The organism is Streptomyces manipurensis, assembly GCF_049570255.1.
Lineage (GTDB): Bacteria > Actinomycetota > Actinomycetes > Streptomycetales > Streptomycetaceae > Streptomyces > Streptomyces manipurensis.
On record NZ_CP186950.1, the window covers coordinates 4,626,000 to 4,648,444 of the forward strand.

The 22,445-nt window shown below is 72.7% G+C and carries 21 protein-coding genes; 7 read left to right on the top strand and 14 right to left on the bottom strand.

The window, feature by feature from the left end; translation table 11 throughout:
- Positions 1-77 precede the first annotated feature (77 nt).
- Genes ACPU2J_RS21530 through ACPU2J_RS21545 form a run of 4 tightly spaced genes read right to left on the bottom strand, consistent with a single transcriptional unit; the run spans position 78 to position 4,626 of the window.
- A complete protein-coding gene (locus tag ACPU2J_RS21530; protein WP_399310203.1) occupies positions 78-701 on the bottom strand; it encodes a hypothetical protein in 624 nt (207 codons plus the stop codon).
- Entirely contained in the window at positions 688-2,355 is a 1,668-nt protein-coding gene (locus ACPU2J_RS21535; RefSeq protein ID WP_420079784.1) for a substrate-binding and vWA domain-containing protein, read from the bottom strand. Before ACPU2J_RS21535 ends, ACPU2J_RS21530 begins: the two co-directional genes overlap by 14 nt.
- Positions 2,352-3,539, bottom strand: coding sequence for a toxic anion resistance protein (locus ACPU2J_RS21540; RefSeq protein WP_420079783.1), 1,188 nt, complete (start codon positions 3,537-3,539; stop codon positions 2,352-2,354). The genes ACPU2J_RS21535 and ACPU2J_RS21540 overlap by 4 nt, the downstream gene beginning before the upstream one ends.
- A gap of 13 nt (positions 3,540-3,552) precedes the next feature.
- Complete coding sequence (locus ACPU2J_RS21545; RefSeq protein ID WP_423833834.1) at positions 3,553-4,626, bottom strand: hypothetical protein; 1,074 nt, start codon at positions 4,624-4,626, stop codon at positions 3,553-3,555.
- Between the two features lie 143 nt (positions 4,627-4,769).
- On the opposite strand from ACPU2J_RS21545, the gene ACPU2J_RS21550 reads away from it, so the two are divergent.
- Positions 4,770-5,243 carry a hypothetical protein gene (locus tag ACPU2J_RS21550; RefSeq protein WP_423833835.1) on the top strand — a complete coding sequence of 158 codons (474 nt, stop codon included), beginning with the start codon at positions 4,770-4,772 and terminating at the stop codon, positions 5,241-5,243.
- On the opposite strand, the gene ACPU2J_RS21555 is transcribed toward ACPU2J_RS21550, so the two are convergent.
- The 3 genes from ACPU2J_RS21555 to ACPU2J_RS21565 form a co-directional block, all read right to left on the bottom strand.
- Entirely contained in the window at positions 5,233-5,883 is a 651-nt protein-coding gene (locus ACPU2J_RS21555; RefSeq protein WP_423833836.1) for an RDD family protein, read from the bottom strand. The genes ACPU2J_RS21550 and ACPU2J_RS21555 overlap by 11 nt on opposite strands.
- Before the next feature lie 298 nt (positions 5,884-6,181).
- A complete protein-coding gene (locus tag ACPU2J_RS21560) occupies positions 6,182-6,574 on the bottom strand; it encodes a hypothetical protein (protein ID WP_365069857.1) in 393 nt (130 codons plus the stop codon).
- Between the two features lie 113 nt (positions 6,575-6,687).
- Positions 6,688-7,899, bottom strand: a complete 1,212-nt coding sequence (locus ACPU2J_RS21565; RefSeq protein ID WP_361590726.1) for a pyridoxal phosphate-dependent aminotransferase — start codon at positions 7,897-7,899, stop codon at positions 6,688-6,690.
- A 337-nt stretch (positions 7,900-8,236) separates the two neighbouring features.
- Here ACPU2J_RS21565 and ACPU2J_RS21570 point away from each other — a divergent pair, with 337 nt between their 5' ends.
- Together ACPU2J_RS21570 and ACPU2J_RS21575 are read left to right on the top strand one after the other, a co-directional pair.
- Positions 8,237-8,470, top strand: coding sequence for a hypothetical protein (locus ACPU2J_RS21570; protein WP_361590723.1), 234 nt, complete (start codon positions 8,237-8,239; stop codon positions 8,468-8,470).
- Positions 8,471-9,726: 1,256 nt separating this feature from the next.
- The gene (locus tag ACPU2J_RS21575) at positions 9,727-10,203 is read left to right on the top strand and encodes a macro domain-containing protein (RefSeq protein WP_365069855.1); all 477 of its coding nucleotides are present in this window, start codon (positions 9,727-9,729) and stop codon (positions 10,201-10,203) included.
- Positions 10,204-10,251: 48 nt separating this feature from the next.
- Here the strand turns inward: ACPU2J_RS21575 and ACPU2J_RS21580 are convergent, their stop codons facing one another.
- Positions 10,252-10,707, bottom strand: a complete 456-nt coding sequence (locus ACPU2J_RS21580; RefSeq protein ID WP_399310213.1) for a nitroreductase/quinone reductase family protein — start codon at positions 10,705-10,707, stop codon at positions 10,252-10,254.
- A gap of 106 nt (positions 10,708-10,813) precedes the next feature.
- Between ACPU2J_RS21580 and ACPU2J_RS21585 the strand changes: the two genes are divergently transcribed.
- On the top strand, positions 10,814-11,749 hold the full coding sequence (locus tag ACPU2J_RS21585) for a LysR family transcriptional regulator (protein WP_420079779.1): 936 nt from the start codon (positions 10,814-10,816) through the stop codon (positions 11,747-11,749).
- 119 nt (positions 11,750-11,868) lie between these two features.
- Here ACPU2J_RS21585 and ACPU2J_RS21590 read toward each other — a convergent pair whose 3' ends face one another.
- On the bottom strand, positions 11,869-12,054 hold the full coding sequence (locus ACPU2J_RS21590; RefSeq protein ID WP_361590702.1) for a hypothetical protein: 186 nt from the start codon (positions 12,052-12,054) through the stop codon (positions 11,869-11,871).
- 181 nt (positions 12,055-12,235) lie between these two features.
- On the opposite strand from ACPU2J_RS21590, the gene ACPU2J_RS21595 reads away from it, so the two are divergent.
- Entirely contained in the window at positions 12,236-13,585 is a 1,350-nt protein-coding gene (locus tag ACPU2J_RS21595) for a carbohydrate-binding protein (RefSeq protein ID WP_420079778.1), read from the top strand.
- A 79-nt stretch (positions 13,586-13,664) separates the two neighbouring features.
- Here the strand turns inward: ACPU2J_RS21595 and ACPU2J_RS21600 are convergent, their stop codons facing one another.
- From ACPU2J_RS21600 to ACPU2J_RS21610, 3 genes are read right to left on the bottom strand one after another with little or no spacing between them, the layout of a single operon-like run.
- The gene (locus tag ACPU2J_RS21600) at positions 13,665-14,681 is read right to left on the bottom strand and encodes a YdcF family protein (protein WP_420079777.1); all 1,017 of its coding nucleotides are present in this window, start codon (positions 14,679-14,681) and stop codon (positions 13,665-13,667) included.
- A 22-nt stretch (positions 14,682-14,703) separates the two neighbouring features.
- Entirely contained in the window at positions 14,704-16,284 is a 1,581-nt protein-coding gene (locus ACPU2J_RS21605) for an N-acyl-D-amino-acid deacylase family protein (protein ID WP_420079776.1), read from the bottom strand.
- A gap of 10 nt (positions 16,285-16,294) precedes the next feature.
- The gene (locus ACPU2J_RS21610) at positions 16,295-17,590 is read right to left on the bottom strand and encodes an alanine racemase (RefSeq protein ID WP_391341264.1); all 1,296 of its coding nucleotides are present in this window, start codon (positions 17,588-17,590) and stop codon (positions 16,295-16,297) included.
- 187 nt (positions 17,591-17,777) lie between these two features.
- On the opposite strand from ACPU2J_RS21610, the gene ACPU2J_RS21615 reads away from it, so the two are divergent.
- Positions 17,778-18,530: an IclR family transcriptional regulator gene (locus ACPU2J_RS21615; RefSeq protein ID WP_423833837.1), complete on the top strand. Its 753-nt coding sequence runs from the start codon at positions 17,778-17,780 to the stop codon at positions 18,528-18,530.
- Positions 18,527-18,937 (top strand): RidA family protein, encoded by a 411-nt coding sequence (locus ACPU2J_RS21620; RefSeq protein WP_391341266.1) that lies wholly within the window; start codon positions 18,527-18,529, stop codon positions 18,935-18,937. Before ACPU2J_RS21615 ends, ACPU2J_RS21620 begins: the two co-directional genes overlap by 4 nt.
- A gap of 78 nt (positions 18,938-19,015) precedes the next feature.
- Here ACPU2J_RS21620 and ACPU2J_RS21625 read toward each other — a convergent pair whose 3' ends face one another.
- Both ACPU2J_RS21625 and ACPU2J_RS21630 read right to left on the bottom strand, forming a co-directional pair.
- Positions 19,016-20,347, bottom strand: coding sequence for a M14 family metallopeptidase (locus ACPU2J_RS21625; protein WP_420079773.1), 1,332 nt, complete (start codon positions 20,345-20,347; stop codon positions 19,016-19,018).
- A gap of 127 nt (positions 20,348-20,474) precedes the next feature.
- Positions 20,475-22,166: a chitinase gene (locus ACPU2J_RS21630; protein ID WP_423833838.1), complete on the bottom strand. Its 1,692-nt coding sequence runs from the start codon at positions 22,164-22,166 to the stop codon at positions 20,475-20,477.
- Positions 22,167-22,445: the final 279 nt, after the last annotated feature.

Genomic DNA, 22,445 nt, shown 5'->3' on the forward strand with positions numbered 1-22,445 from the left:
GTGGGAGCCCCCGACCAAGCGGCGCCCACCGCTGTGGGAGCCCCCGACCAAGCGGCGCCCACCGCAGCACCGGCCTGTCAGGAAGAGCGTCCGCGCTCCTCCAGATAGGCCGTGTGCGTCTGCTGACGGCGGGCCTCCACCTCGTGGAGGTCCGCCGTCACGCGTCGCGCCTCCTCCCGCAGCATCCCCAGCTGCCGCCCCAGATGCCGCTCGGGCGACTCCCCGCCCGGCACCATCCGGTCCCACCAGCGGGTCCGCTGGTAGGCGTCCACGCTCTCCGGCACGTCCTGCCGCACCGCCCGCGACACCGCGTGCACCGCCTCCGGATCGGCCGCCAGCACATCGGCCACCCAACCCGGCTCCAACAGCGCCGCGTACAGCCCCAGCAGCTCCTCCAGCGTGTCCCGGGCCTGCGCCGGCAGCTCCACCGCGTCCGCGTACTCCCGCAGCCGCCCGAAGTCCCCACGCAGGACACCGAGCTCCTCGCGCGGGTCGAAGGGCGGCGGAGCCGTCCGCTCCGGCGGTGCGATCAGCGCGCCCGCCCCGTACAGCCCCGCGACCACCAGCGGCCAGTACGCACCCGCCGCCCCGGCCAGCGTCAGGCCCAGCCCGGCCACCCCGCAGGCCGAACCGGCCAGGTTCTTGCGCGACTCCAGGTACGCCAGGACCCGGGCCCGGCCCGCCCGCCTACTGGTAGCCACGGATCTCCTCGAAGGCTCCGGCCAGCGCGCCGCTCCCGCCGGTGGCGTCGAAGAGCCTGCCGCCGGTCAGCTCGGTGATGCGGGTGAGCTCCTTGCGGTCCGAGTCGCCGAACAGCACCGCGAACACCGGCGTCCGCTTCTGCGCCTCGGGCAGCTTCGCGTAGAACGAGCCGAAGTGCCCGGCCCCGACGCCCTCGGTGTTCTCGCCGTCCGTCATCAGCACGATCGAGGTGAACGCGTCCCCGCCGCCCCGGCCGATCTGCTCGTACGCCGCCTCCAGGCTGCCGTAGACCGCCGTACCCCCGTCCGGCTCCAGCGACTTCACGTCCCGGCGGATCGCGTCCAGGGCCGGCCCCGGATCGCCCGGCTCCACCACGTGCGTGGTCACCTTCTTCACCTTCGACCCGAAGGACAGCAGCGTGACCTCCTCACGGTCCCGGAAGCGCCGCCCCGGCCCGGAACTGCCCGTGCCCGTCAGGTCGGTGAGCGCCGACCTCAGCCGCCCGATGCGGTCCTCCTCGCTCATCGACCCCGAGGTGTCCAGCACGTACACCGTCCGCGAGGGACGGCGCAGCTCGTTCTCGTAGCCGGCCAGCAGCCCGTCGGCGACGGCGCGCGTCCCCGGGAAGGGCAGCTCGCGCCGCTGGTCCCGGTCCAGCCCGTCGGCCGGCGCCACGCCGGGCGCGACCGGGCGGCGGAAGGTCTGCCCGGTGATCGCCCGCTGCGCGTCCGGGCCGCGCAGCCAGTCCGTCAGCGCCCGCCCGGCGTCGCGCGCCCCGGCCGGGGCCGAGGTCAGCAGGGTCAGCGGGTAGTGGGCCGTGACCACCCCGTCGCGCGGCCGGACCACCGTCAGCGGCGCCCCGCCGCCCTTCGCGTCCCGGTTCATCGACAGCAGCACCGACTCGTAGTTCACCAGCGCGTCCACGTCCCCGCGCCTGCCGTACGCGGTGGCCAGCCAGCCCGAGGAACCCGACGTCAGCTTCTGCCCGGCGAAGAACTCCTTCAGCCGGGGCGTCGCCGCCTTCACGTCCGCGTCCGTCAGCGCCGCCTGCGCCCCCGACAGCCCCGACGCCACCGACACCAGCGCGGAGAAGCCGGAGTTCGAACGCACCGGGTCGGTCATCCCGTACGTCAGCCTCCCCGCGGCGACGGCCTCGTGCACCGTCGGCCAGGTCACCTCCCCGGGCTTCCAGCCCAGCCGGGCCATCGCCTCCGGCTTCACGCCGAGGGCGACGGGCGAGGACATCACCGGGGTCTCGCTGGACAGCTTCCCGGCGGCCTCCGGCCGCAGCCGCAGGTAGTCGTTGGAGGAGAGCCAGATCGCGTCGTACCTGCCGTCGGCCTGCCCGGAGGCGACCTGCTCGACGGCGTCCAGCGTCCCGGACCACGTGAACCTCACGGTGATCCCGGTCGCCTTCCGGGCCCGCTCCAGCACCGGCTCCATGTCCGCGAGCTCACTGGAGGCCAGCACCCGCAGGGTGCCCTCCTTGTAGGCCGTCTCCGCAGGCCCTTCGGGCCCGTCGGAGGTACAGGCCGTCGCCGCGGCGAGCACGGCCAGAGCCAGCGCGATGCCCGTCGCGGCCCGCCGGCGCCGCGGGCCCGCGGGCCGGGGCGGAGCCCCCGCCGCGGCCGGGAACCGCCCGGACGCGCTCACAGGGCACCGCCCTCGACGGCACCGGCGGTCCGCGTCCGCGCCAGGTACGCCGACGCGTTCTCCAGCTCACCGGCCAGGGACTCCACCGTCGCCGCCATGTTCTGCGCGGCCTGCGCCTTGAACGCGTCGATCGCGTCCAGCGTCCTGTAGATCTGCGCGAAGGCCGCCCGCAGGGTCTCCGCGCCCACCGCCGGATCCGCCGCGATCCGCTGGATCTCGCCGCTCTGCGCGGCCAGCATGTCCGCGTTGCCGCGGATCAGCTCCTCCGTCGTCCCCTTCAGGGCGTCGACCTGCTCGATCACCGCGCGCTGGCGGTCCAGCGCCGAGGCCAGCATCACCGCGATGCGCAGCGCCGAGACGGTGGTCGTGGCCGCCCGGTCGACGCCCTTGACCAGCTCGTCGTTGGTGCGCCGGACCAGGTCCATCGCCAGGTAGCCCTGGGCGCAGACGGCCAGCTGCGTCAGCAGGTCCTGGTGCTTCTGCCGGACCGGGAAGAGCACGTCCGCGCGCAGCGCGTCGGCCTCCCGCGGGTCGGTCTGCTCGGCCTCCGCGACCCGCCGGGCGACGGCGTCGTCCAAGGCCTCGGTGAGGACCGCGTACTCCTGGAGCCTGCCCATCGTCTCCCACAGCCGGGAACGCTCGGTGTGCAGGGCCGCGTTGTCGCGGCGCAGCTCGTCCTGACCGCTGCGCAGCGCCCCCACGATCCGGTTCAGGGTGGCCTGCGAGGAGGCGTACTTCGCCACGTGGTCGCGGAAGCGGTTGCCGCCCGGCAGCTTCGCCAGCAGCCTGCGGGCGCCCGAGGCGGGCGTGTCCCGCGGGCCGAGGTCCTCGACCGTGCGCCGCAGCTCGACCAGGGAGCCCGCGACGCGCGCCTGCGCGTCTCCGCCGCCGTCGGAGCCGAGGGAGCGTACGGCCCGCTCCAGCATCCGGTTGGACTGCCGGGCGGCGGTGCGGACGTCGGCCGAGCCCAGCGCGGCGATCTCACCGACACGCTGCGCGAACTCGGGGGAGCGGGCGTCGGTCCCGGCGAGCGAACCGACGTACTCCGCGGCCCGGCGGGCCATCTCGTCGTGGACGCCGTCCGGGAGCGGTACGAGTCCCGCGGCCTGCTCCCGGCGGACGGGGGCGACGGGCTCGGGTGCGCTGAGGACCAGCGGGGTGTCCTCGGGAGGTGTCAACGTCATGTGTGCAGTCCCCCTAGCCCTTGGCGCGCTGGGCGAGCGCCATCAGGATCTTGACGGTGGGTGTGCCGACCTGCCGGATCCCGGTGAGCCCCGGGTTGAGGTGGTCGGCGTGCGGGGCGGTAGCGGCGGTGAACTCGGCCACGCCGTCCTGCGGGCGGAACCCGCGGAGCACGGCCAGCTCGCGCAGCCGCGGATCGGTGGCCAGGAGCGCGCCCAGCTCCCTCGCGGCGTCGCTGAGCGGCACGAAGGTGTGCGCCGTGTTCACGGTGGTGTCCGGGTAGAGCACCACCATCGCGCCCGGATCCTGCTTCTGCAGGAGCAGCGAGGCCACCTGGGACTCGTACACCAGGATCAGCGGTTCGCCGCTGCCGCTGATGAACGCCCGGAACGGGTCGTCGCTGCTGCTCTCCAGGGCCCCCTGGACGGAGATCAGCTTGCGCATCAGGGGCGCGGTCCGCTCGACGCCCGCTTCGTCCGCGACCACGCTGTTGCCGTTCGCGACGTTCGAGGCGGCGGCGAGGAAGAGCGCGCCGGAGTTGGAGGAGGCCGGGTCGGTGGTCTTCACGAACACCGTGCCGGTCAGCTCGGCGTGGGCGGAGGCCCCGGACAGCTGCTGCCAGGTCCGGTCCTCGGCGGCGGCCTTCAGGAACGGGCCCATGAGCAGGGTCCCGGTGCTCTTGCCGGTCAGGGTGGCCAGACCGTTGGCGGCCAGCACCCCCGCCGCGTTCGGACGGGCGACGACGACGAGCGGGGAGTAGAAGGGCTTGGTCTCCTGCACCCCCTTCAGGCCGGCCGCGGCCGCGACCTCCCTGGCGGGTTCACTGCTGCCGGGGAATGCGAAGTCGTACTCCTTCAGGGCGAGTTGGTCCATCGCCCAGGAGCCCGAGGTCTCCGTCTTCACGGTGTAGCCCTTGGCTGCAAGGGCCTTGACGACGTCAGGGTCGCGGAAGAACTCGGACTTCTCCGAACCGATGACGCCACGCACGGTCTTCGTTGCCGTGGATTCCCGGCTCTGCCCCTGGAACGCGACGTAGAGGACGCCGCCGATCAGGAGGAGACCCAGGACGATACCCAGGATGCGTCTCACGGGGGCAGCGTGCTCGCGGAAACCCACATTCCACGCCGGGTCGGGTGAACGCCGGGTGTCCAGGCGGTCCCACTTCGAAATGCTGTGTGAGCCTGCGGGTGCTGGTGGGCGGAGCGGTGGGCCGGGAGGATCGGGGCATGGGCGTGAGCGCGTTGAAGTGGCAGGGCTGGCTGGTCGCCCTGGTGGCGGTGTCCGGGCTGCTGGTGTTCGCCCCGCTGGGCCTGTACGTGTGGGCGAGCGGCGGCGGGACACCCCAGGAGGAACCACCGCGGCCGGCAACCCAGGACGTACGGGTCACCGGGTGCCGCGTCGATCCGGCCAGCCGGCGGGTGAGTGCCACGGTGGAGGCGCGCGGACGCGCCGAGGGCACCGGTACCTACGTGGTCACGGTGGAGTTCCGTGACCGCGCCGAGGCCGATCCGGCCCGGCGGGCCGCCCAGGCACTGGTGAAGGTGCCGGGCGTGGCCCCGGGCGCGACCGAGTACGCGGAGGCGGTCGGACCGGTGTGGCCGGTGGCGACGGTGCCCTGGTGCGGGGTCGCCGGCGCGGAGTTCACGCCGGCCCCCACGGACGGGCCGTCGTCGTCACCGGCCCTCGGCGACGGTCTCAGCCGTTGACCTTGATGACGACCGTGCTGCACACCTTGTCGGCGAAGGTCTGCTTCTTGGCGTCCCACAGCGGCCACAGCCAGCCGATGTAGCACGGCAGGCCGTCCAGGATGTGCGCCAGCTTGCGGACGAACGCCATGCCGAAGCCGAGGACGGCGCCGTCGGCCTCGCGGCGCACGCTGATGCCGACGACCTTCTTGCCGATCGTCTGACCGGTGGTGCCCTCGCGGTACAGCTGGTAGATGAGCATGCCGACCGCGTACAGCATGCCGACCAGGCTGAGGATCCCGGCGACCGTGTCGCCCGACTCATCGCCGGAGACCGCCGCGCCGATGCCGATCAGCGCGTACATCGGACCGGCGATGATCAGCATGTCGAGCAGGTAGCCGCCGGCGCGCAGGCCCCAGTGCGCCAGCGGAGGCATGCCGGCCGGCATCCCCATGCCCGGCATGCCCGGCGGCGGGTACGCGCCGTACGCCGGCGGCGGGGTCTGCTGCTGCGGGTAGCCGTACTGCGGCGCCGTGCCCTGCGGGGGCTGCTGGGGGTAGCCGTACTGGGGCGGAACGCCCTGCGGGGCCTGCTGCGGGTAGCCGGGCTGGCCCTGCGGGGGCTGCTGGCCGTACGGATTGTTCGGATCGCCGAAGCTCATGGGCGAGTCTCTCCAGGCTGCTCGATGGGGACGAAGCGGAGTGGAGGAGATGGAACCCGAGGAGCGGCCTCCCCCGTGCTGCCGCCGTGTTTCAGCCGACATCGTTGTTCGGAGCCCGGTGATCTGTCCAATTCAATGCGCGCGGCGACGCGCGGTGAGAGGCGCTCGAGAGTCGATTGCGGGGGATTCGCGAGGCGTTCGCGAGCTGTTCCGGGCGGCCGCGGGACGCGCCGCGCCGGCCTCCCGGAGGGAGCATGGCACCCGGTCCGGAGCCTCCGCGGCCCCGGACCGGGGCCGTCTAGAGGGCGCCGGCCAGGTCCGGGGACTTCAGGGCGGCGGCGTGCGCGTCCATGCGTTCGGCGGCGAGGATCGCGACGGTGGTGTCGGCGCGGGACGCGGCGACGAGGAGCGCGCGGGCGGCGAGGTCGTGCGCACGCCGGTGGAGGGCGGCCGTGTCCGTGGCGGTCTCCCGCGGAGCGCGGACGGGCTGCGCCCGGCGCAGCCGGGCCACCTGGACGGAGATCTCGGCGGCGGCCTCGTCGAGCCCGAGCTCGTCGGTGACGGCGAGCAGGGCGGCGAGGTGGCCGCCGAGCTGGATGTCCAGCGCCTCGGCCCGGCTGCTGTGCGGGTAGTCGTCGGGGTCGCCGCCCATGCGATGGACGACCGGCTTCGTGCGGATCGGCTCGTACATGAGGAGGCCTCCTGCGTGGTCAGGAGACCATCCTACATTGGATTGGTTCTAAAGTTGAGCTGGATCCTGTTGTGGGTCGGCCGACGGGGCCGGCCGACCGGGCCGCGCGGCGGTTAGAGCTGGCCGTACCCGTCGAGGAAGTTCCCGATCCGCGTCACCGCGTCCGCCAGGTCCTTGGCGTTCGGCAGGGTCACGATGCGGAAGTGGTCGGGCTCCGGCCAGTTGAAGCCGGTGCCGTGCACGACCATGATCTTCTCCGCCCGCAGCAGGTCCAGGACCATCTGCCGGTCGTCCTTGATCTTGTAGACCGCCGGGTCCAGCTTCGGGAAGGCGTACAGCGCGCCCTTCGGCTTCACGCAGGTGACGCCGGGGATCTGGGTCAGCAGGTCGTAGGCGACGTTGCGCTGCTCCAGGATCCGCCCGCCGGGCAGGACCAGGTCCTCGATCGACTGCCGGCCGCCGAGTGCGGTGGCCACCGCGTACTGCGAGGGCATGTTCGCACACAGGCGCATGTTCGCGAGGATCGTGAGGCCCTCGATGTAGCAGGTGGCGTGCTTCTTCGGGCCGCACACGGCCATCCAGCCGGCCCGGTAGCCGGCGACCCGGTAGTTCTTGGACAGGCCGTTGAAGGTGAGGGTCAGGACGTCGGGGGCGATGGCGGCGGTGTTGAAGTGCTGGGCGCCGTCGTACAGGATCCGGTCGTAGATCTCGTCGGAGCAGACGACCAGGTTGTGGCGGCGCGCGATGTCCGTCAGCCCGCGCAGCATCTCCTCGTCGTAGACGGCGCCGGTCGGGTTGTTCGGGTTGATGATCACGATCGCCTTGGTGCGGTCGGTGACCTTGCGCTCGATGTCGGCGAGGTCCGGCATCCAGTCGGACTGCTCGTCGCAGCGGTAGTGCACGGCCGTGCCGCCGGCCAGGGAGACGGACGCCGTCCACAGCGGGTAGTCCGGGGCCGGGACCAGTACCTCGTCGCCGTCGTCGAGCAGTGCCTGCATCGACATCGTGATCAGCTCGGAGACGCCGTTGCCGAGGTAGATGTCCTCGACGTCCAGGTCGATGCCCTTGGTCTGGTAGTGCTGCATGACCGCGCGGCGCGCGGACAGCAGACCCTTCGCGTCGCCGTAACCGTGGGCGGAGCCCAGGTTGCGGAGCATGTCCTCAAGGATCTCCGGCGGGCACTCGAAGCCGAAGGCCGCGGGGTTGCCGGTGTTGAGCTTGAGGATGCGATGACCTGCTGCTTCGAGCCGCATGGCCTCTTCGAGCACGGGGCCGCGGATCTCGTAGCAGACATTGGCGAGTTTGGTTGACTGGATCACCTGCATGACGGGAGCTTACGGCGCCGGGTGGGCGCTTGACCTGCGTTTTCGAAGAGAGGATCGAAGGTCGATTTGCCCGGTTTGATGCGATGGGTGGGTGGGAGCGCGCCCTTCCCTTGGAATCCGGGGCCGAGCCGTCTCCCGGCCTGCGGAATGGGGTGGGCCCGACCCGCCCCGGACCTGCCCGGGGCGACGCGTGTTGCGCTCGTCACCCCCCGGGAGGGCGAGGTGAGTGAGTACGCGGGCTGAGTACGCGCACTCATGCGGGCCGTCGGCCGTGTTGGGGAAGCTGGGACTCCAGGCGAGAGGTGCCGCGGCGGCGGCGGTTAAGGGGCACGGGGCAGTGGAGTTCGTAGTGGGTGACATGGCGATCACCACGGTCGGCACGGACGGGGACGACCGGGCGATCGAGTTCCTCGTCAGGCCGCAGGGAGGCGCGCCGGAAGGCCACTTCGCGATCTTCTGCGAGCACGACCACGACTGGGAGTCTGCCCGCCTCGCCATCTCCCCGGACTCGGGAGCCGTCCCGGTGGCGGCGGTGGCCTGGGCGGTGGAATTCGCCCGGGAGTACCTCTGAGGGGGGTGGGGGGCTTCGGCGGGGCGGGATCAGAGCAGTGTTGGGGGGTTCCCGGCAGTCCCATCGTCTCTCCGTGTCGGGCCGGTCCCTCAAGGGCGCTCCTTCGTCGCGTCGCTGCGCGATGGCCTGCGGCCACCCTTGACCGACCGTCCCGCCCCGGAAATCCGAAAGACTGCCGGGAACCCCCCAAAGGAACGGGCCGGGCGACAGGACCAAAGACGGGGAGTCGGAGAGGGCCGGGCGGCGCCCGGCCCGGGGCGCCCCAGATCGCTACGCGCTCCTCACGTCTCAGCGTCCGCCCCCCGTCCGTGGCGGGTGGACGCCCTCTCACTCGCAGGGTCGCCCTCCTTGTGCGACTGCGAGCCCCTGTGGTCGGGCATAAGCCGCCCACTATCGCTACGCGCTCCTCAAGGACTGCGACCGCCGGCGGTCGTGGGTCGACAGACGTAGGCGCCAGGTGCGCACGGTCGTTGTCGGGGGCTGACCTCGTTGGCGATGAGGTACAGGCCGCCAATGAGTGTCGGGTGGGCGCAGGGATGGCGACTGCGGGCAGTCAGGAGCCCAGCAATTCCCGAAACCCCCTTTGGGCGCGTGCAGGCTGGCCGCGGAAGTCGAATGGGGGTTGGAAGCGGGTCGGATGACGCTCACACCGAGCTCAATCCAGGTCGGCGCAACGACGACAGCAGAGAGGGCCCTTCGCGTGCACCATTCGTGTCCATTTGAGCCAGAGATGGGGTGCCGTACTCGCGCTGACCTGGATTGAGCTCGGCTGACACGAACAATCCCCGCGACTTACCTCCATCACCCGGGAACGGGGACCCAAGAGGCTCGCGGTCGCCATCGCAGAGGAGTGCGTAGCGATGGGTGGCGGCCTATGCCCGACCACAGGGGCTCGCAGTCGCTCTGCTGGAGAAGCGCGTAGCGATCTGGGGCGTTCCTGGGCCGGGCTCCGCCCGGACAGGACGCTCCCTCGTCTCGCTCCTTCTGTCCCGGCCCGTTCCTTTGGGGGTTTCCCGGCTGTCCTCGTTTTTCCGGGGCGGGACGGTCGGTCAAGGGTGGCCGCAGGCCATCGCGTAGCGACGCGACCGGAGGGAGCGCCCTTGAGGGACCGGCCCGACACGGAGAGACGATGGGACTGACGGGAAACCCCCAGGACAACTCTGATCCCGCCCCAGCGGCTCCCGCCCCCTGCCCCCGACCAGCCGAAGCCCCCGCCCCGCCCCCCCGTTGTCCGAGGTGGCGCCTAAGGTCGGGGTGTGAAGGCGTTGAGGGTGGTGGCCGGGGATGCGACGAGTCCGCAGGCCAAGGGGGTCAAGATCGTCGCTCATGTCTGCAACGATCTCGGGGGGTGGGGGAAGGGCTTCGTGGTGGCCGTTTCGCGGCGCTGGGCCGAGCCAGAGGCCGCCTACCGGGCGTGGCACCGGGGGCGCAGTGGGAACGATTTCGGGCTGGGCGCCGTGCAGTTGGTGCGGGTGAAGCCCGACGTGTGGGTGGCGAACATGGTTGGGCAGCGCGGGATGCGGACCGGCAGTTCCGGTCCGCCGATCCGCTACGACGCCCTGGAGCGCTGCCTCGTGGCGTTGGCGGGGCACGCCGTCGAGCTGGGCGCGAGCGTCCACATGCCCCGCATCGGGTGCGGGCTCGCCGGCGGCAGGTGGTCGCGGGTGGAACCGCTGATCACCGAGGCGTTGTGCGCGCGTGACGTCGAGGTGACCGTCTACGACCACGGCTGAGGCCGCGGCCGCCGGCCCGCGCGGCCGCGGGCGCGCGGGCCTCGGCGGTCACCGTGCCCGGTGTTCCAGGATCACCAGGGGGATCTCGCGGGGGCGGGCGGCGGCCTGGTCGTCCTCGAAGGCGGGCCAGAGCGCCGTCATCATCTCCCAGTACGTCTCGCGCTCCTCGGGCGTGGCCGTGCGGGCGACGGCCTCGAAGGCCGCGGCGCCGACCTGGAGGCGGACCTCCGGGTGCGCGGTGAGGTTGCGGTACCAGCGCGGGTGCTCGGTGGCGCCGTCGGCCGAGGCGAGGACGATGTGGCGGCCCGCGTCCTCGGCGTAGATCAGCGGGACGCGTGCGGTGCGGCCGGTGGCGCGGTCGAGCGTGGTGAGCAGGAGGGTGGGGACTCCGTGCCAGAGGTGTCCGTCGGCGCCCGCCGTGCTGACGTAGGCGCGGACGTGGTCGAGCCTCGGGCCGGGGCGGGGGTCCGTGGGGTGGTCCCAGTCGATGTCGATCGTGTGCATTTACCTGTCCTTAGGGTTGCGGCCCTCTGGCGGCTAACGAGCATTAACGATTCTGGATGCGTTGGACCCGTAGCGCACGACTATAGGTCTGGACCAAGCTCGACGCATGGATCTGGAGCTGAGACACCTCAAGATCGTCAGGGCCGTCGCCGACGCGGGAAGCCTCACCCGCGCCGCAACCGTCCTGGGGCTCGCGCAACCGGCGCTCAGCACGCAGCTGAAGCGGGTCGAGCGGGTGCTGGGCGGGATGCTCTTCGTGCGGGGGCGGGAGGGCGTGCGGCCCACCGCGCTCGGGGAGCTGGTGCTGGAGCGGGCGCGGGTCCTGCTGCCCGCCGTGTGCGAGCTCCAGGAGGACGCCGTGCGGCTCGCCCGGCAGGGGGCGCAGGGATACCGGCTGGGCGCGACCCACGGGCCGCTGCTGGGCGGGCTCGTCGACCGCATCGCACGGGACGAGCCGGGCGTGCCGGTGACCACCTACACCTCCTGGTCCGAGAAGGAGGTCGCCGGAAGCGTCGCCGACGGCCGCCTGGACTTCGCGCTGGTCGGGGTGTGCGGGGAGAGCGCGCCGCCGGAGCCCGGGCGGCTGGCGTGGATGGAGGTCGCGCGCGATCCGGTGCACGTGATGCTCGCCGAGGGCCATCCGCTCGCGCTGGCCCCGTCCCGGGAGGTCGAGCTGGCCGAGCTGGCGGCCGAGGCGTGGGCCGACGTACCGGGTGACGGGTGTTTCGGCGACTGCTTCGCCGCGGCGTGCGTGCGGGCCGGGTTCACGCCCGCGTCCGTCTACGAGGCCGACACCGCCTCGTGCGTGCACCTCGTGCAGGTGGGGCGGGCGGTCGGGCTGTGCCGGGCCACGTTCCCGGCGACCCCCGGGGTGGTGACCCGGCCGCTCGCCGGGACCCCGCTGCTCTGGCGGCACCTGTTGGGCTGGCATCCGGCGGCGCGGGCCGCGGCGCGCGCCCCGGACGTGCTGGAGCGGGCGCGGGCCGCGCACGCCGAGGCGCTGGCCAGGGCGGTCGCGGCGCCGCAGCGGCCGGCGGGCTGACGCGCCGGCCGGGCACCTCCCCGGGACGGGGCCCACGGTGGCCGTGCGCAGACGAGATGCCCCCGGCAGGGGCGGGCCGGGGGCGGGGTGGTGACCCTCTTCGGGGGCTTCGTGCTCGGCTACGGCAGGTAGCGCTCGATGACCTGGGGGCCTTCCTTCTCGATCATCTTGCGCGCCTTCTCGACCCGCTCCGGAGTCGGGTCGTGGCCGGTCGCCATCACGAGGTCCTCGGGGTCGTACGGTCGCTCCCCGCCCGTGAAGAGCCGGTCCGACCGGGTGGGCTGCTCGTCGGGTTCACTGACCATCGCGTACCTCCTACGGTTTTCCCCTGGCCCCATACTCCGGCCGACGCCCCATGAACGCACTTCGGCCGCTGCGAGGGCCCGGCCATAACACCGGGGGAGGGGCCAACCGGCAGCTCCCGCACGGCGGTTCGGATTTCTACGGTTTCCGCAGACCCCCCACCGGAAACCGAGGAGATCCCCCATGCTCAAGCGACACGCCCGCGCGGCGTGTACCGCCCTGGCCGCCGCCGGGCTGCTGCTGGCCGGGACGGGCGGCGCCACCGCCGACCCCGCTCCGGCCGCCCCCTCGGCGGCGACCTCCCTGCGCACCGCCGACGCCCCGCCCGAGCTGCTCGCCGCCCTGCAGCGCGACCTCGGCCTGACCCCCACGCAGGCCAAGGCACGGCTGGTCCACGAGGCCGAGGCCGGTGCCACCGCGGCCCGGCTGCGGGACCGGCTGGGTGCCGCCTTCGCCGGTGCCTGGGTGGAGGGCGCCGACGCCGGCACCCTCACCGTGGCCACCACCCGGCCCGCCGACACCGCCGCGATACGCGCCGCCGGCGCCGAGGCGAGGGTCGTCGTACGGGCCCTCGCCGACCTGGACTCCGCCAAGGCCGCCCTGGACCGGGCCGCGGACCCGCGCACGCCCGTCCGCTACGTGGACCCGCGCACGAACACGCTCGTCGTCGAGGAGACCGAGGCGGGGGCCGCGGCCCGGCTGCTCGCCGCCACCGGCACGGACTCCTCCCTGGTCACGGTGGTCCGCACGGCCGAGGCCCCGCGTCCGCTGTACGACCTGCGCGGCGGCGACGCGTACTACATGAACGGCTCCGGCCGCTGCTCGGTCGGTTTCCCCGTGACCAAGGGGACCGTGCACGGCTTCGCGACCGCCGGGCACTGCGGGCGCGCGGGCACCAGCACCACCGGCTTCAACCGGGTCGCCCAGGGCTCCTTCCAGGCCTCGGTCTTCCCCGGCAGCGACATGGCGTGGGTCGCGGCGAACGGCAACTGGACGGCGACCCCGTACGTGAAGGGCAGCGGCGGGGCGAACGTGCAGGTCACGGGCTCGGTCCTGCAGCCGGTCGGGGCCTCGGTGTGCCGTTCGGGCTCGACGACCGGCTGGCACTGCGGCACGATCCAGCAGCACAACACCAGCGTCACCTACCCCGAGGGCACCATCTCCGGCGTGACCCGTACGACGGTCTGCGCCGAGCCCGGCGACTCCGGGGGCTCCTACATCTCCGGGAGCCAGGCACAGGGCGTGACCTCGGGCGGTTCCGGGAACTGCTCCAGCGGCGGCACCACCTTCTTCCAGCCGCTGAACCCGATCCTGTCCGCGTACGGGCTGACCCTCAAGGTCGCCGGGTCGGACCCGGGTCCGGGCCCCGGTCCCGGTGAGCCCGAGCCGGGCGGCACCTGGAAGGCGGGCACGGTCTACGCGGCCGGCGCCACCGTCACGTACGGGGGCGGGACCTACCGCTGCATCCAGGGGCACCAGGCGCAGACGGGCTGGGAGCCGCCGAACGTTCCGGCGCTCTGGCAGCGGGTCTGAGCCGGCGCGCGAGGACGGGATCCGGTGCCGTGACTGCCAAGGGGGGAGTCACGGCACCTTCCCCGTCCGGGGCCGGGCCTCAGACGAGGACCGCGGCCAGGGTGCCGAGGGCGCCGAAGACGGTCAGCAGGCCGCAGATGGACAGGTTGACCGTCCGGTGCTCCCAGAACACGGCGACGAACTCGCGGATGGTGGCGCTCGGCCAGTAGTACTTGGCGGTGGGGGAACCCAGCACCTGCCCGTTCACCCCCGTCTTGCGGGCCAGCATCGCGGCGCGGAAGGCGTGGAAGTTGTTGGTGACGATGACGCACCGGTAGGCCGGGTCGTGAGCCTCCATGATCTCGCGGCTGAAGCGCATGTTCTCCTCGGTGGTCGTGGAGCGGTCCTCCAGTACGACGTGCTCCGCCGGGACGCCCTCCGCGATCAGCCAGTCCGCCATGGCCCGGGCCTCGGAGACCTTCTCGTCCGTGCCCTTGCCGCCGGACACCAGCAGCAGCGGCGGCGGGCCGCCCCGGGCCAGCTGGCGGTCGTAGATCTGCTGCCCCTTGCGCAGCCGGGAGGCCAGCAGCGGCGGCACGCGGTCCCCGCCGACCAGGCCGGAGCCCAGCATGACCACGTGTCCGACGTCGCCGCGCACCTTGATCCGGCCGTAGAGGAAGGCGTAGCCGAGGAAGCAGAAGAAGACGAAGGAGACGTAGCCGGCGACCACGGTGAGGGTTCCGGCGATGCCGCCGAGGAGGGGGGAGCCCACCACGGCGACGAGGACCAGCAGCGCGATCAGCGCGAAGATCGACAGGCCGGCCAGCAGCGACAGCATGGTGGCCGGGCGGAAGCCCTCCTTGCGGACCATCGTCATGCCGTTGCGGACGAGGAGCACGCCCAGCGCCAGGACGCCGAACGCCGGTGAGGCGAAGGTGAGCACGACGACGGTGACGGCCGCCCAGAAGGGGAGCTTGGCCACCTGGAGGAAGAGGGCGGAGAAGGCGCTGAGGAAGGTCAGCCCGAGGAGTACGGCGTTGCTGAAGCGCCGCCGGTCCTGTCTGACGCTTATGCAGAACGCTGTGAAGAGCAGGGCGGCGAGGGCGAAGGCGACCATGGCGCCATCGTAGGCGGCTGATCTACCCCGGGACGTGGCCGGTTCGGCGCACGGACCGCCCGGCGAGCACGGGGGTGCGGCGGCCGTCGCGGACGACGAACCGGCCGTCGATCAGGACGTGCGGGATTCCGGTGGGCTGGGTGCGGGGCCGCTCGTACGTGGCGCCGGCCGCGACCGTGGCCGGGTCGAAGAGGACGAGGTCGGCGCGGTACCCGACGCGGACCAGCCCCCGGTCGGGCAGGCGCAGCCGGGCGGCGGGCCGCCCGGCCAGGTGGGCGACGCACTCCTCCAGGGTGAGCAGGCCGAGTTCGCGGACGTAGTGGCCGAGGTAGTGCGGGAAGGTGCCGTAGGCCCGCGGGTGCGGCTTCGCGCCCTGGAGGATGCCGTCGGACCCGCCGGTGTGGACGCGGTGGCGCATGATCGCGCGGACGTTGTCCTCGTGGCCGACGTGCTGGAGGACGGTCGGTCCGAGCCGGTCGCCGAGCAGGAGCCGGCGGGCGGCGTCCCAGCCGTCCAGGCGCCTGCCGACGTACGGGGCGTACGCGGGGTCGGTGACGCCGGAGATCTCCACGGTGGACCAGTCGACGGGGACGCCGTGGCAGCCGTCCGAACCCTCGGTCTCCAGGGCGTGGCGGATCCGCTCGGCGTGGTCGTCGTCGCGGAGGCGGGCCAGGAGGGCGTCGGGGCCGCCCTCGTGCGCCCAGCCGGGCAGGAGGGCGGCCAGGGTGGTGCAGCCCGGGGTGTACGGGTAGGAGTCGAGGGTGATGTCGGCTCCGTCGGCGAGGGCCGCGTCGAGCAGGGCGAGGAGGTCGGCGGCCCGGCCGGCGTTCTCGGCGAAGTTCATGGTGGCGTGGGCGAGGTGCAGGGCGCAGCCGGCCTCCCGGGCCAGGTCCGTCATCTCGGCGTAGGCGGCGAGCGCGCCGCGGCCGTAACTGCGGTGGTGGGGGCAGTAGTAGCCGTCGTAGCGGGCGACGACCCGGCACAGCTCGGTGAGTTCGGCGCCGGTGGCGTACATGCCGGGGGTGTAGGTGAGGCCGGAGGACATGCCGACGGCGCCCTGGGCGAGGCCGTCGGCGACGAGCCGGCGCATCCGGTCGAGTTCGGCGGGGGTCGCGGGGCGGTCGTCCCAGCCGAGGACGAGGGCGCGGACGGTGCCCTGGGGGACGAGGTAGGCGGCGTTGACGGCGATGCCCTCGCCGCCGAAGCCGCGGTCCAGCCGGTCGAGGTAGCCGCCGACCGTCCGCCAGTCGAAGTCGATGTCGTCGCCGGGCCCGTTCCAGCCGGTGACGGCGGCGCGGACGGCGGCGAGGGTGCGGTCGTCGACGGGTGCGTACGACAGTCCGTCCTGGCCGAGCACTTCGAGGGTCACGCCCTGGGCGGCCTTGGCGCTGTGGTCCGGGTCGCGCAGCAGGGCGAGGTCGCTGTGGGCGTGCATGTCGACGAAGCCGGGGGCGAGGGCCAGCCCGTGGGCGTCGAGGGTCCTGCGGCCGCCGGAGAGCCGGCCGACGGCGGCGACGCGGCCCTCGTGGACGCCGACGTCGGCGGTGTACGAGGGGCCGCCCGTGCCGTCGACGACACGGGCGCCCCGTATGACGAGGTCCACGGCCCGGGGCCTAGAAGAAGGTGCGGACGTAGTCGGTGACGGTGCCGTCGGCCTCCACCACGGGGATCAGCGGCCACTTCTCGAAGATCGTGCAGGGGTGGGACATGCCGAGGGCCACCCAGTCGCCCACCCGGACGTCGTCGGCGGTGTCGGTCTCCAGCCAGGCGTGCTGGTCGGACAGCTTGACCACGCGGACGCCGGTGGCGGGGCGCTCCTCGCCGGTGAGGGCGTCGCGGACCAGTTCGGCCTCGGGCAGGCCGAGGTCGTAGGCGATGTCGCGCTTGCCGGCGTTGACGAACGCCTGGGTGGGGGAGGGGCGTGAGACGACCTGGGTCCACAGGCGGAACGCGGGGCGCAGCCCGCCTTCGTCGGGGTGACGGTTGAAGGGGGTCAGGCGGGTGTACCAGCCGTGGTCGTGCGAGACGTAGGCGCCCGAGCGGAGCAGCTTGAGCACGGGGCGGGAGAGTGCGGGCAGTTCGGCGAAGACGTCGGCGACGGCGTCGAACCAGGCGGAGCCACCGGCGCTGACGACGATCTCGTCGAGGTCGGCCGCGAACCGGCCCGCCCGGTCGAACTCGACGGCGAGGGCGGTCAGCCGGCCGAGGTAGGCGTGGACGCTCTCCGGGTCGGCGCCGGGGACCTCGGCCTCGTAGCCGCCGGTGCCGACGAGCCGCAGGGTGGTGGTGGCGGCCACCGCGTCGGCGACGGCCCGGCAGTCCTCCTCGGTGCGGGCGCCGGTACGGGCCCCCTCGCCGGCGCCGAGTTCGACGACCACGTCGAGGGGGCGCGGCGCGTGGCCGGTGAGGGCGCGGTCCATGAGCTCGACCCCGCGGACGGAGTCGACGTAGCAGATGAAGCGGAAGCCGGGGTCGGCGGCGAGTTCGGCGGCGACCCAGCGCAGGGCGGCGGGGTCGACGAGCTCGTTCGCGAGGAAGATCCGCGAGATGCCGAAGGCGCGGTAGACGCGGGCCTGGTGCGGGACGGCGGCGGTGATGCCCCAGGCGCCGTGGTCCAGCTGGCGGCGGAAGAGCTGCGGGGCCATGCAGGTCTTGCCGTGCGGGGCGAAGGCGAGGCGGTGGCGGGCGGCGTAGTGGCCGAGGGCGGTGAGGTTGTGCTCCAGGGCGTCCGCGTCGAGGGTGAGGACGGGGGTGGTGAACCCGCCGGTGTGCAGGTCCCGGCGCTGCGCGGCGAGCTGCCCGACGGTGAGGCCCTGGGCGTCCGGGGGGAGTCCCTTGAACCGGTGGTCGACCGGCTCGTCGGCGAGGTCCTTGACGGGGTCGCTGGCGGGGTCGCTGGCGGTGGCCATGCGGGTGCCTCCCGGGAGTTGCGTGGTGTGCAACGGTCGTTGCGTGTACCGCTGCATCGTGTCTAACATCCCGGGTGACGGCGGGTCAACGTGCGGCTCCGCCGCGGGGGCTCCGGCCCCGGATCCCCGCCGGAGCCCGGTGCGCCGGCCGGTCCGGTCGTGCGGTGGCCGCGGGAGAGGGCGAGCGATGAGCCAGTCGGTCGAGAGGGCGCTCGGCATCCTGCCGCTGCTCGCGCGGGGCCCCGCCGGCCTCGGCGAGGTCGCCGACGAGCTGGGCGTCCACAAGAGCACCGCGCTGCGCCTCCTGCGCACCCTGCACGAACACGGGCTGGTCTACCGCCGCCCCGACGGCCGTTACCGGCTCGGCGCGCGGCTCTTCGCCCTGGCCGCCGAGGCCATCGAGAACCTCGACGTGCGCGAGGTCGCGCACCCCCACCTGGTGGAGCTCAACCGGGCCACCGGGCACACCGTCCACCTCGCCCTCCACCAGGACGGCGAGGTCGTCTACGTGGACAAGGTCGACAGCCGCTACCCGGTCCGCATGTACTCCCGCATCGGCAGGCCGGTGGCCCTCACCGTCGCCGCCGTCGCCAAGCTGATCCTGGCCGACCTGCCCGAGGCCGAGCGCCGGGCCCTGGCCCACCGGATCGACTACCCCCGCTACACCGCCCGCTCCACCCCGGACGCCGCCGCCTTCCTGCGCGAGCTGGACCTCGTACGGGAGCAGGGCTGGGCCGCCGACTTCGGCGGGCACGAGGAGTCCGTGAACTGCCTGGGCGCGCCCGTGCGCGGGCCGGACGGGCGGGTCGTGGCCGCACTGTCGGTCTCCGCGCCCGGGGTGGTCGTACCGGCCGACGGGCTGCTCGGCCTGCTGCCGCAGGTGCTGCGCACCGCCGAAGCCATCAGTCAGGACTATTCCGGAGTACAGGAGAGAGCGTGACCGAGAAGACGGCCGTCACCCCCGCCACCCACACCGTTCCGCCCGCGAGGTTCTCGCACGGGGTGCGCAAGGGGAACATCCTCCAGGTCGCGGGCCAGGTCGGGTTCCTCCCGCACGCCCCGGGCCGGCCGCCGACGGTGGCGGGACCGACGCTGCGCGAGCAGACCCTGCAGACGCTGGAGAACGTCCGTTCCGTCCTGGAGGCGGGCGGCGCGGGCTGGGACGACGCGGTGATGATCCGCGTCTACCTCACCGACACCGCCCACTTCGCCGAGATGAACGAGCTGTACGACGCCTACTTCGACGAGCAGGGCCTGAAGCAGGCGCCGGCCGCGCGCACCACGGTCTACGTGGGCCTGCCCGCCGGGCTGCTGATCGAGATCGACGCCCTGGCCGTGCTGGGCTGAGCCGGGACGGCGGAGCGGGGCGCCCCCGGTGGGGACGCCCCGCTCGGCGTGCGGCCGACGCTGCTTCCACGGCACGGCCTAGGAGCAGTACTGGGCTTCCTTGCCGATGGAGCGGTACATGCAGTCGGCGTTCTCCAGGAGCTGGAGCACCGCGTCCTTGTTGCGTGCGGTCTCGCGGTCGATCACCTCGTCCGGCGGGTAGAAGCCGCCCCCGCCGCTCTCCGGGTACATCTCGAAGGTGTAGGAGAAGATCTTCTGGTTGCCCCACAGCCAGTCGTCGATGGTGCCGTCGGTGATGTAGAGGTCGCTCGCCTGCTCCGGCGTGTAGCCGTTGCTCGCCGCCATCGAGGTGCCGATCTTCTTGTAGACGGCGAGGTCGTCGGCGGTCAGCCCCGGTGCGGTGTCGTTGTAGGTGTAGCCGAAGGGCCACAGCACGAGCTCGCTGTAGGTGTGGAAGTCGATGGCGGCCTTGATCTGCTGCTTGCCGCCGATCACCCTGCTGCGGACGAAGTCGGAGACGGCCTTCACCTCGGGGGCGGACTCGGCCGCCGGGCCGCGGTAGGTCTCGGAGCTCTTGCTGCTGCTGGAGCCGCCGCAGCAGCCCCACTTGTAGCCCCAGTTGCGGTTCTCGTCGGTGCCGACGTAGGAGGAGCCCGAGTTCGGCTGCCGGTTCTTGCGCCAGGAGCGGTAGGAGCCGGTGGCGATGTCGTACTCGCCGCCGTCGGGGTTGAGGTCGGGGACGATCCAGATCTCGCGGCCGTTGACGGCGTTGGTGACGCGGGAGTCGCTGCCGTACTTGGAGGTGAACTCCTTGAGCAGGTAGAGCGCCATCTCGACGGTCAGGTGCTCGCGGGCGTGCTGGTGGGCGGTGAAGAGCACCTCGGGCTCGGACTCGTCCGTCGCCACGTTGTCGCTGATCTTGATGGCGAGGAGGTCCCGGCCCTGGTAGGACTTCCCGATCACCCGCTTGCTCGCGATGGCCGGGTACTGCGCGACGAGCTGGTTGATCTCCGCGGTCGCCTCGGCGTAGTTGTGGTACTTGGAGTCGGCCGAGGGGAAGTCCATCGGGCTCGCGGCGATGCCGGGCAGGGCGCGGTCCGGGGGGCCGGGCAGCGGGGTCAGCTTGTAGCCGAGGGCCGTGAGCTTCTTCGCCTGGAGGGTGTCGGCGCTCACCACGACCGTGTGGTCGTCCACCTCGTCGATGGACACGCCCGTCTGGAGCAGCGCGGTGCGGTCGGTGACGGTGGAGGGGCCGTGGATCCGGTACTGGACGATGGCCTCGTCCTGCGTCGCGGTCGAGGGGCTGGGCGGAGGGGATGCCGTCGCGCTCATGCCGTAGGCGGGTGCGCCCAGTGCGAGCGCCAGCAGGGCCGCCGTCAGGGCGGCCCTCCGGCGGGTATGGAGCCGCATGCGTTCTCCTGGGTCGGGAGTGTGGGGGTAGCCGTGCGGACGCGCTCAGCGTCCTCTTGTGGCATGTCCCGGTCAAGGACTCCGAGGTCCCGGGCGAGCCGTTCCGGCCACCCCCCACACGTACCGCCTACGGGAGCCCGTGGACCTTGGGACCCACCGAGTTCGACCAAGCACTACCCGCCTTGGCGTCCCAGTTGGTCGACCAGGTCATCGCACCGCGCAGCCCCGGGTAGGTCTTCGACGGCTTGAAGGACCCGCAGTTCGTGCCCCGGGTCAGGCAGTCCAGCGCGTTGTTGACGACGGTCGGGGAGACGTAGCCGCTGCCCGCGCCGCTGGGGGAGGCCGGGACGCCGATGCCCACCTGGGAGGGGTCGAGGCCGCCCTCCAGCTGGATGCAGGCCAGGGCGGTGAGGAAGTCCACCGAGCCCTGGGAGTAGACCTTGCCGTCGCAGCCGTTCATCGCGCCGCTGTTGTAGTACTGCATGTTGACCACGGTGAGGATGTCCTTGATGTTCAGGGCCGTCTTGAAGTAGCCGCCCTGCGGGGACTGCATGTCGATCGTCTGCGGGGCCATGGTGATGACGAGCGAGGGGCCCGCCTTCGCCGACAGGGCGCGCAGCGCCTGGGTCATGTAGGTCGGGTTGAGGCCGTTCTCCAGGTCGATGTCGATGCCGGTGAAGCCGTACTCCTGCATCAGGGCGTACGCCGAGTTCGCCAGGTTGGTGGCGGAGGCCGAGTCGTTGACCGTGATGGTGCCCTTCTCGCCGCCGATGGAGAGGATGACCGACTTGCCGGCCGCCTTCTTCGCGGCGATGTCGGCCTTGAACTGCGCGACGGTGTAGCCGCCGAGGCCCGCCGAGTCGAGGTTGAAGGTGATGGCGCCGGGCGTGGCGGTGGCGTCGGCGAAGGAGACGGCGATGATGTCGTACTGCGCCGAGACGTCGGAGATCCTCTGGACGGTGGCGCCGTTGTCGAAGTTCTGCCAGTAGCCGGTCAGCGCGTGCCTGGGCACGGCCGGGTTGCCCGGGTCGCCGCCGCCGGTCGTGGTCCCGGTGACGGGCGCGGACTTCGGGCCCTCGCCCGCCGTGTTGTACGCGCTCACCTGGAAGGAGTACGAGGTGGACGGCGCGAGCCCGGTGATCGGGGCGGAGGTCGCGGTGACGGTCCGGACGCGGACGCCGTCCTGGTACACGTGGTAGCCGGCGGCGCCGCCGACGTTGTTCCACGAAAGGGTGAGGCCGTTCGCGCTCTGGCCGGAAACGGCGGCTCCGGCCGGTGCGCCCGGGATGCCCGGCCCGGGGTCGGTGCCCCCGCCGCCGTCCGGGCCGAAGACGCTGAACTCGTCCACGTGGTAGGCCGGCTGGCCGTACCAGCCGTGGGTGTAGACGGTGACCTGGGTGGTGGAGGGGCCGGTGGTGAAGGTCGTGGACAGCTTCTGCCAGCCGGAACCCGATCCGGGGGTCCAGGTGGAGACGTCCTGGGTGCCCGTACCCGTCGCGCCGAGGTAGACGTAGCTGCCCTGCACCTGGGTGCTCAGCGTGTACGTCGAGTTCGGCTTGACCGTGACGGTCTGGCTGCAGCGGGCGTTGTCGGACCCTGCCGGGGTGGCCTTCAGGGCCCCGGCTCCGGCGTACACGGGCGAGGAGACGGCGGAGCCGCTCCCGCCGGTGCAGGACCAATTGGCGAGGCCGGACTCGAAGCCGCCGTTGCGGGCGACGTTGATGTCCGCGGCCTGTGCGGCACCGGCCGTGAGGGCCGTCAGGGCCCCCGCGGCGAGGGTGGCGGCGAGCGGCAGGGCGAGGGCGCGTATGCGGTTCACGTGGGCTCCGTGGGGGGAGGGGAGGGGTGGGTGAAGGGCCGGACCGCGTGGGGTGGTTCCGGCGCACGGCATGCGCCGCCCAAGTTGGTCCAGACCAATCCCCGTGTCAAGACTCTTCGCAAAGTGGCTTGAAACCGCCCAGCGCGCGTTCCCTGTTGTCCGGGTTTCCGGCTACCTGTGACAACGGGATCACGCACGGGAATCACCAAGCCCCTGACCAGGCAGGGGTCACGCGGATATGGTGCAGAGGCAAGGGGGAAGGGCGTCGATCGTCCGCGA

What these genes read in the sequence shown, in the direction of transcription:
- ACPU2J_RS21555 (WP_423833836.1), bottom strand. Translation starts at nt 5,883, where the DNA reads ATGAGCTTCGGCGATCCGAACAATCCGTACGGCCAGCAGCCCCCGCAG.
- ACPU2J_RS21540 (WP_420079783.1), bottom strand. Translation starts at nt 3,539, where the DNA reads ATGACGTTGACACCTCCCGAGGACACCCCGCTGGTCCTCAGCGCACCC.
- ACPU2J_RS21610 (WP_391341264.1), bottom strand. Translation starts at nt 17,590, where the DNA reads ATGGCCACCGCCAGCGACCCCGCCAGCGACCCCGTCAAGGACCTCGCC.
- ACPU2J_RS21600 (WP_420079777.1), bottom strand. Translation starts at nt 14,681, where the DNA reads ATGGTCGCCTTCGCCCTCGCCGCCCTGCTCTTCACAGCGTTCTGCATA.
- ACPU2J_RS21590 (WP_361590702.1), bottom strand. Translation starts at nt 12,054, where the DNA reads ATGGTCAGTGAACCCGACGAGCAGCCCACCCGGTCGGACCGGCTCTTC.
- ACPU2J_RS21580 (WP_399310213.1), bottom strand. Translation starts at nt 10,707, where the DNA reads ATGCACACGATCGACATCGACTGGGACCACCCCACGGACCCCCGCCCC.
- ACPU2J_RS21615 (WP_423833837.1), top strand. Translation starts at nt 17,778, where the DNA reads ATGAGCCAGTCGGTCGAGAGGGCGCTCGGCATCCTGCCGCTGCTCGCG.
- ACPU2J_RS21625 (WP_420079773.1), bottom strand. Translation starts at nt 20,347, where the DNA reads ATGCGGCTCCATACCCGCCGGAGGGCCGCCCTGACGGCGGCCCTGCTG.
- ACPU2J_RS21595 (WP_420079778.1), top strand. Translation starts at nt 12,236, where the DNA reads ATGCTCAAGCGACACGCCCGCGCGGCGTGTACCGCCCTGGCCGCCGCC.
- ACPU2J_RS21565 (WP_361590726.1), bottom strand. Translation starts at nt 7,899, where the DNA reads ATGCAGGTGATCCAGTCAACCAAACTCGCCAATGTCTGCTACGAGATC.
- ACPU2J_RS21560 (WP_365069857.1), bottom strand. Translation starts at nt 6,574, where the DNA reads ATGTACGAGCCGATCCGCACGAAGCCGGTCGTCCATCGCATGGGCGGC.
- ACPU2J_RS21585 (WP_420079779.1), top strand. Translation starts at nt 10,814, where the DNA reads ATGGATCTGGAGCTGAGACACCTCAAGATCGTCAGGGCCGTCGCCGAC.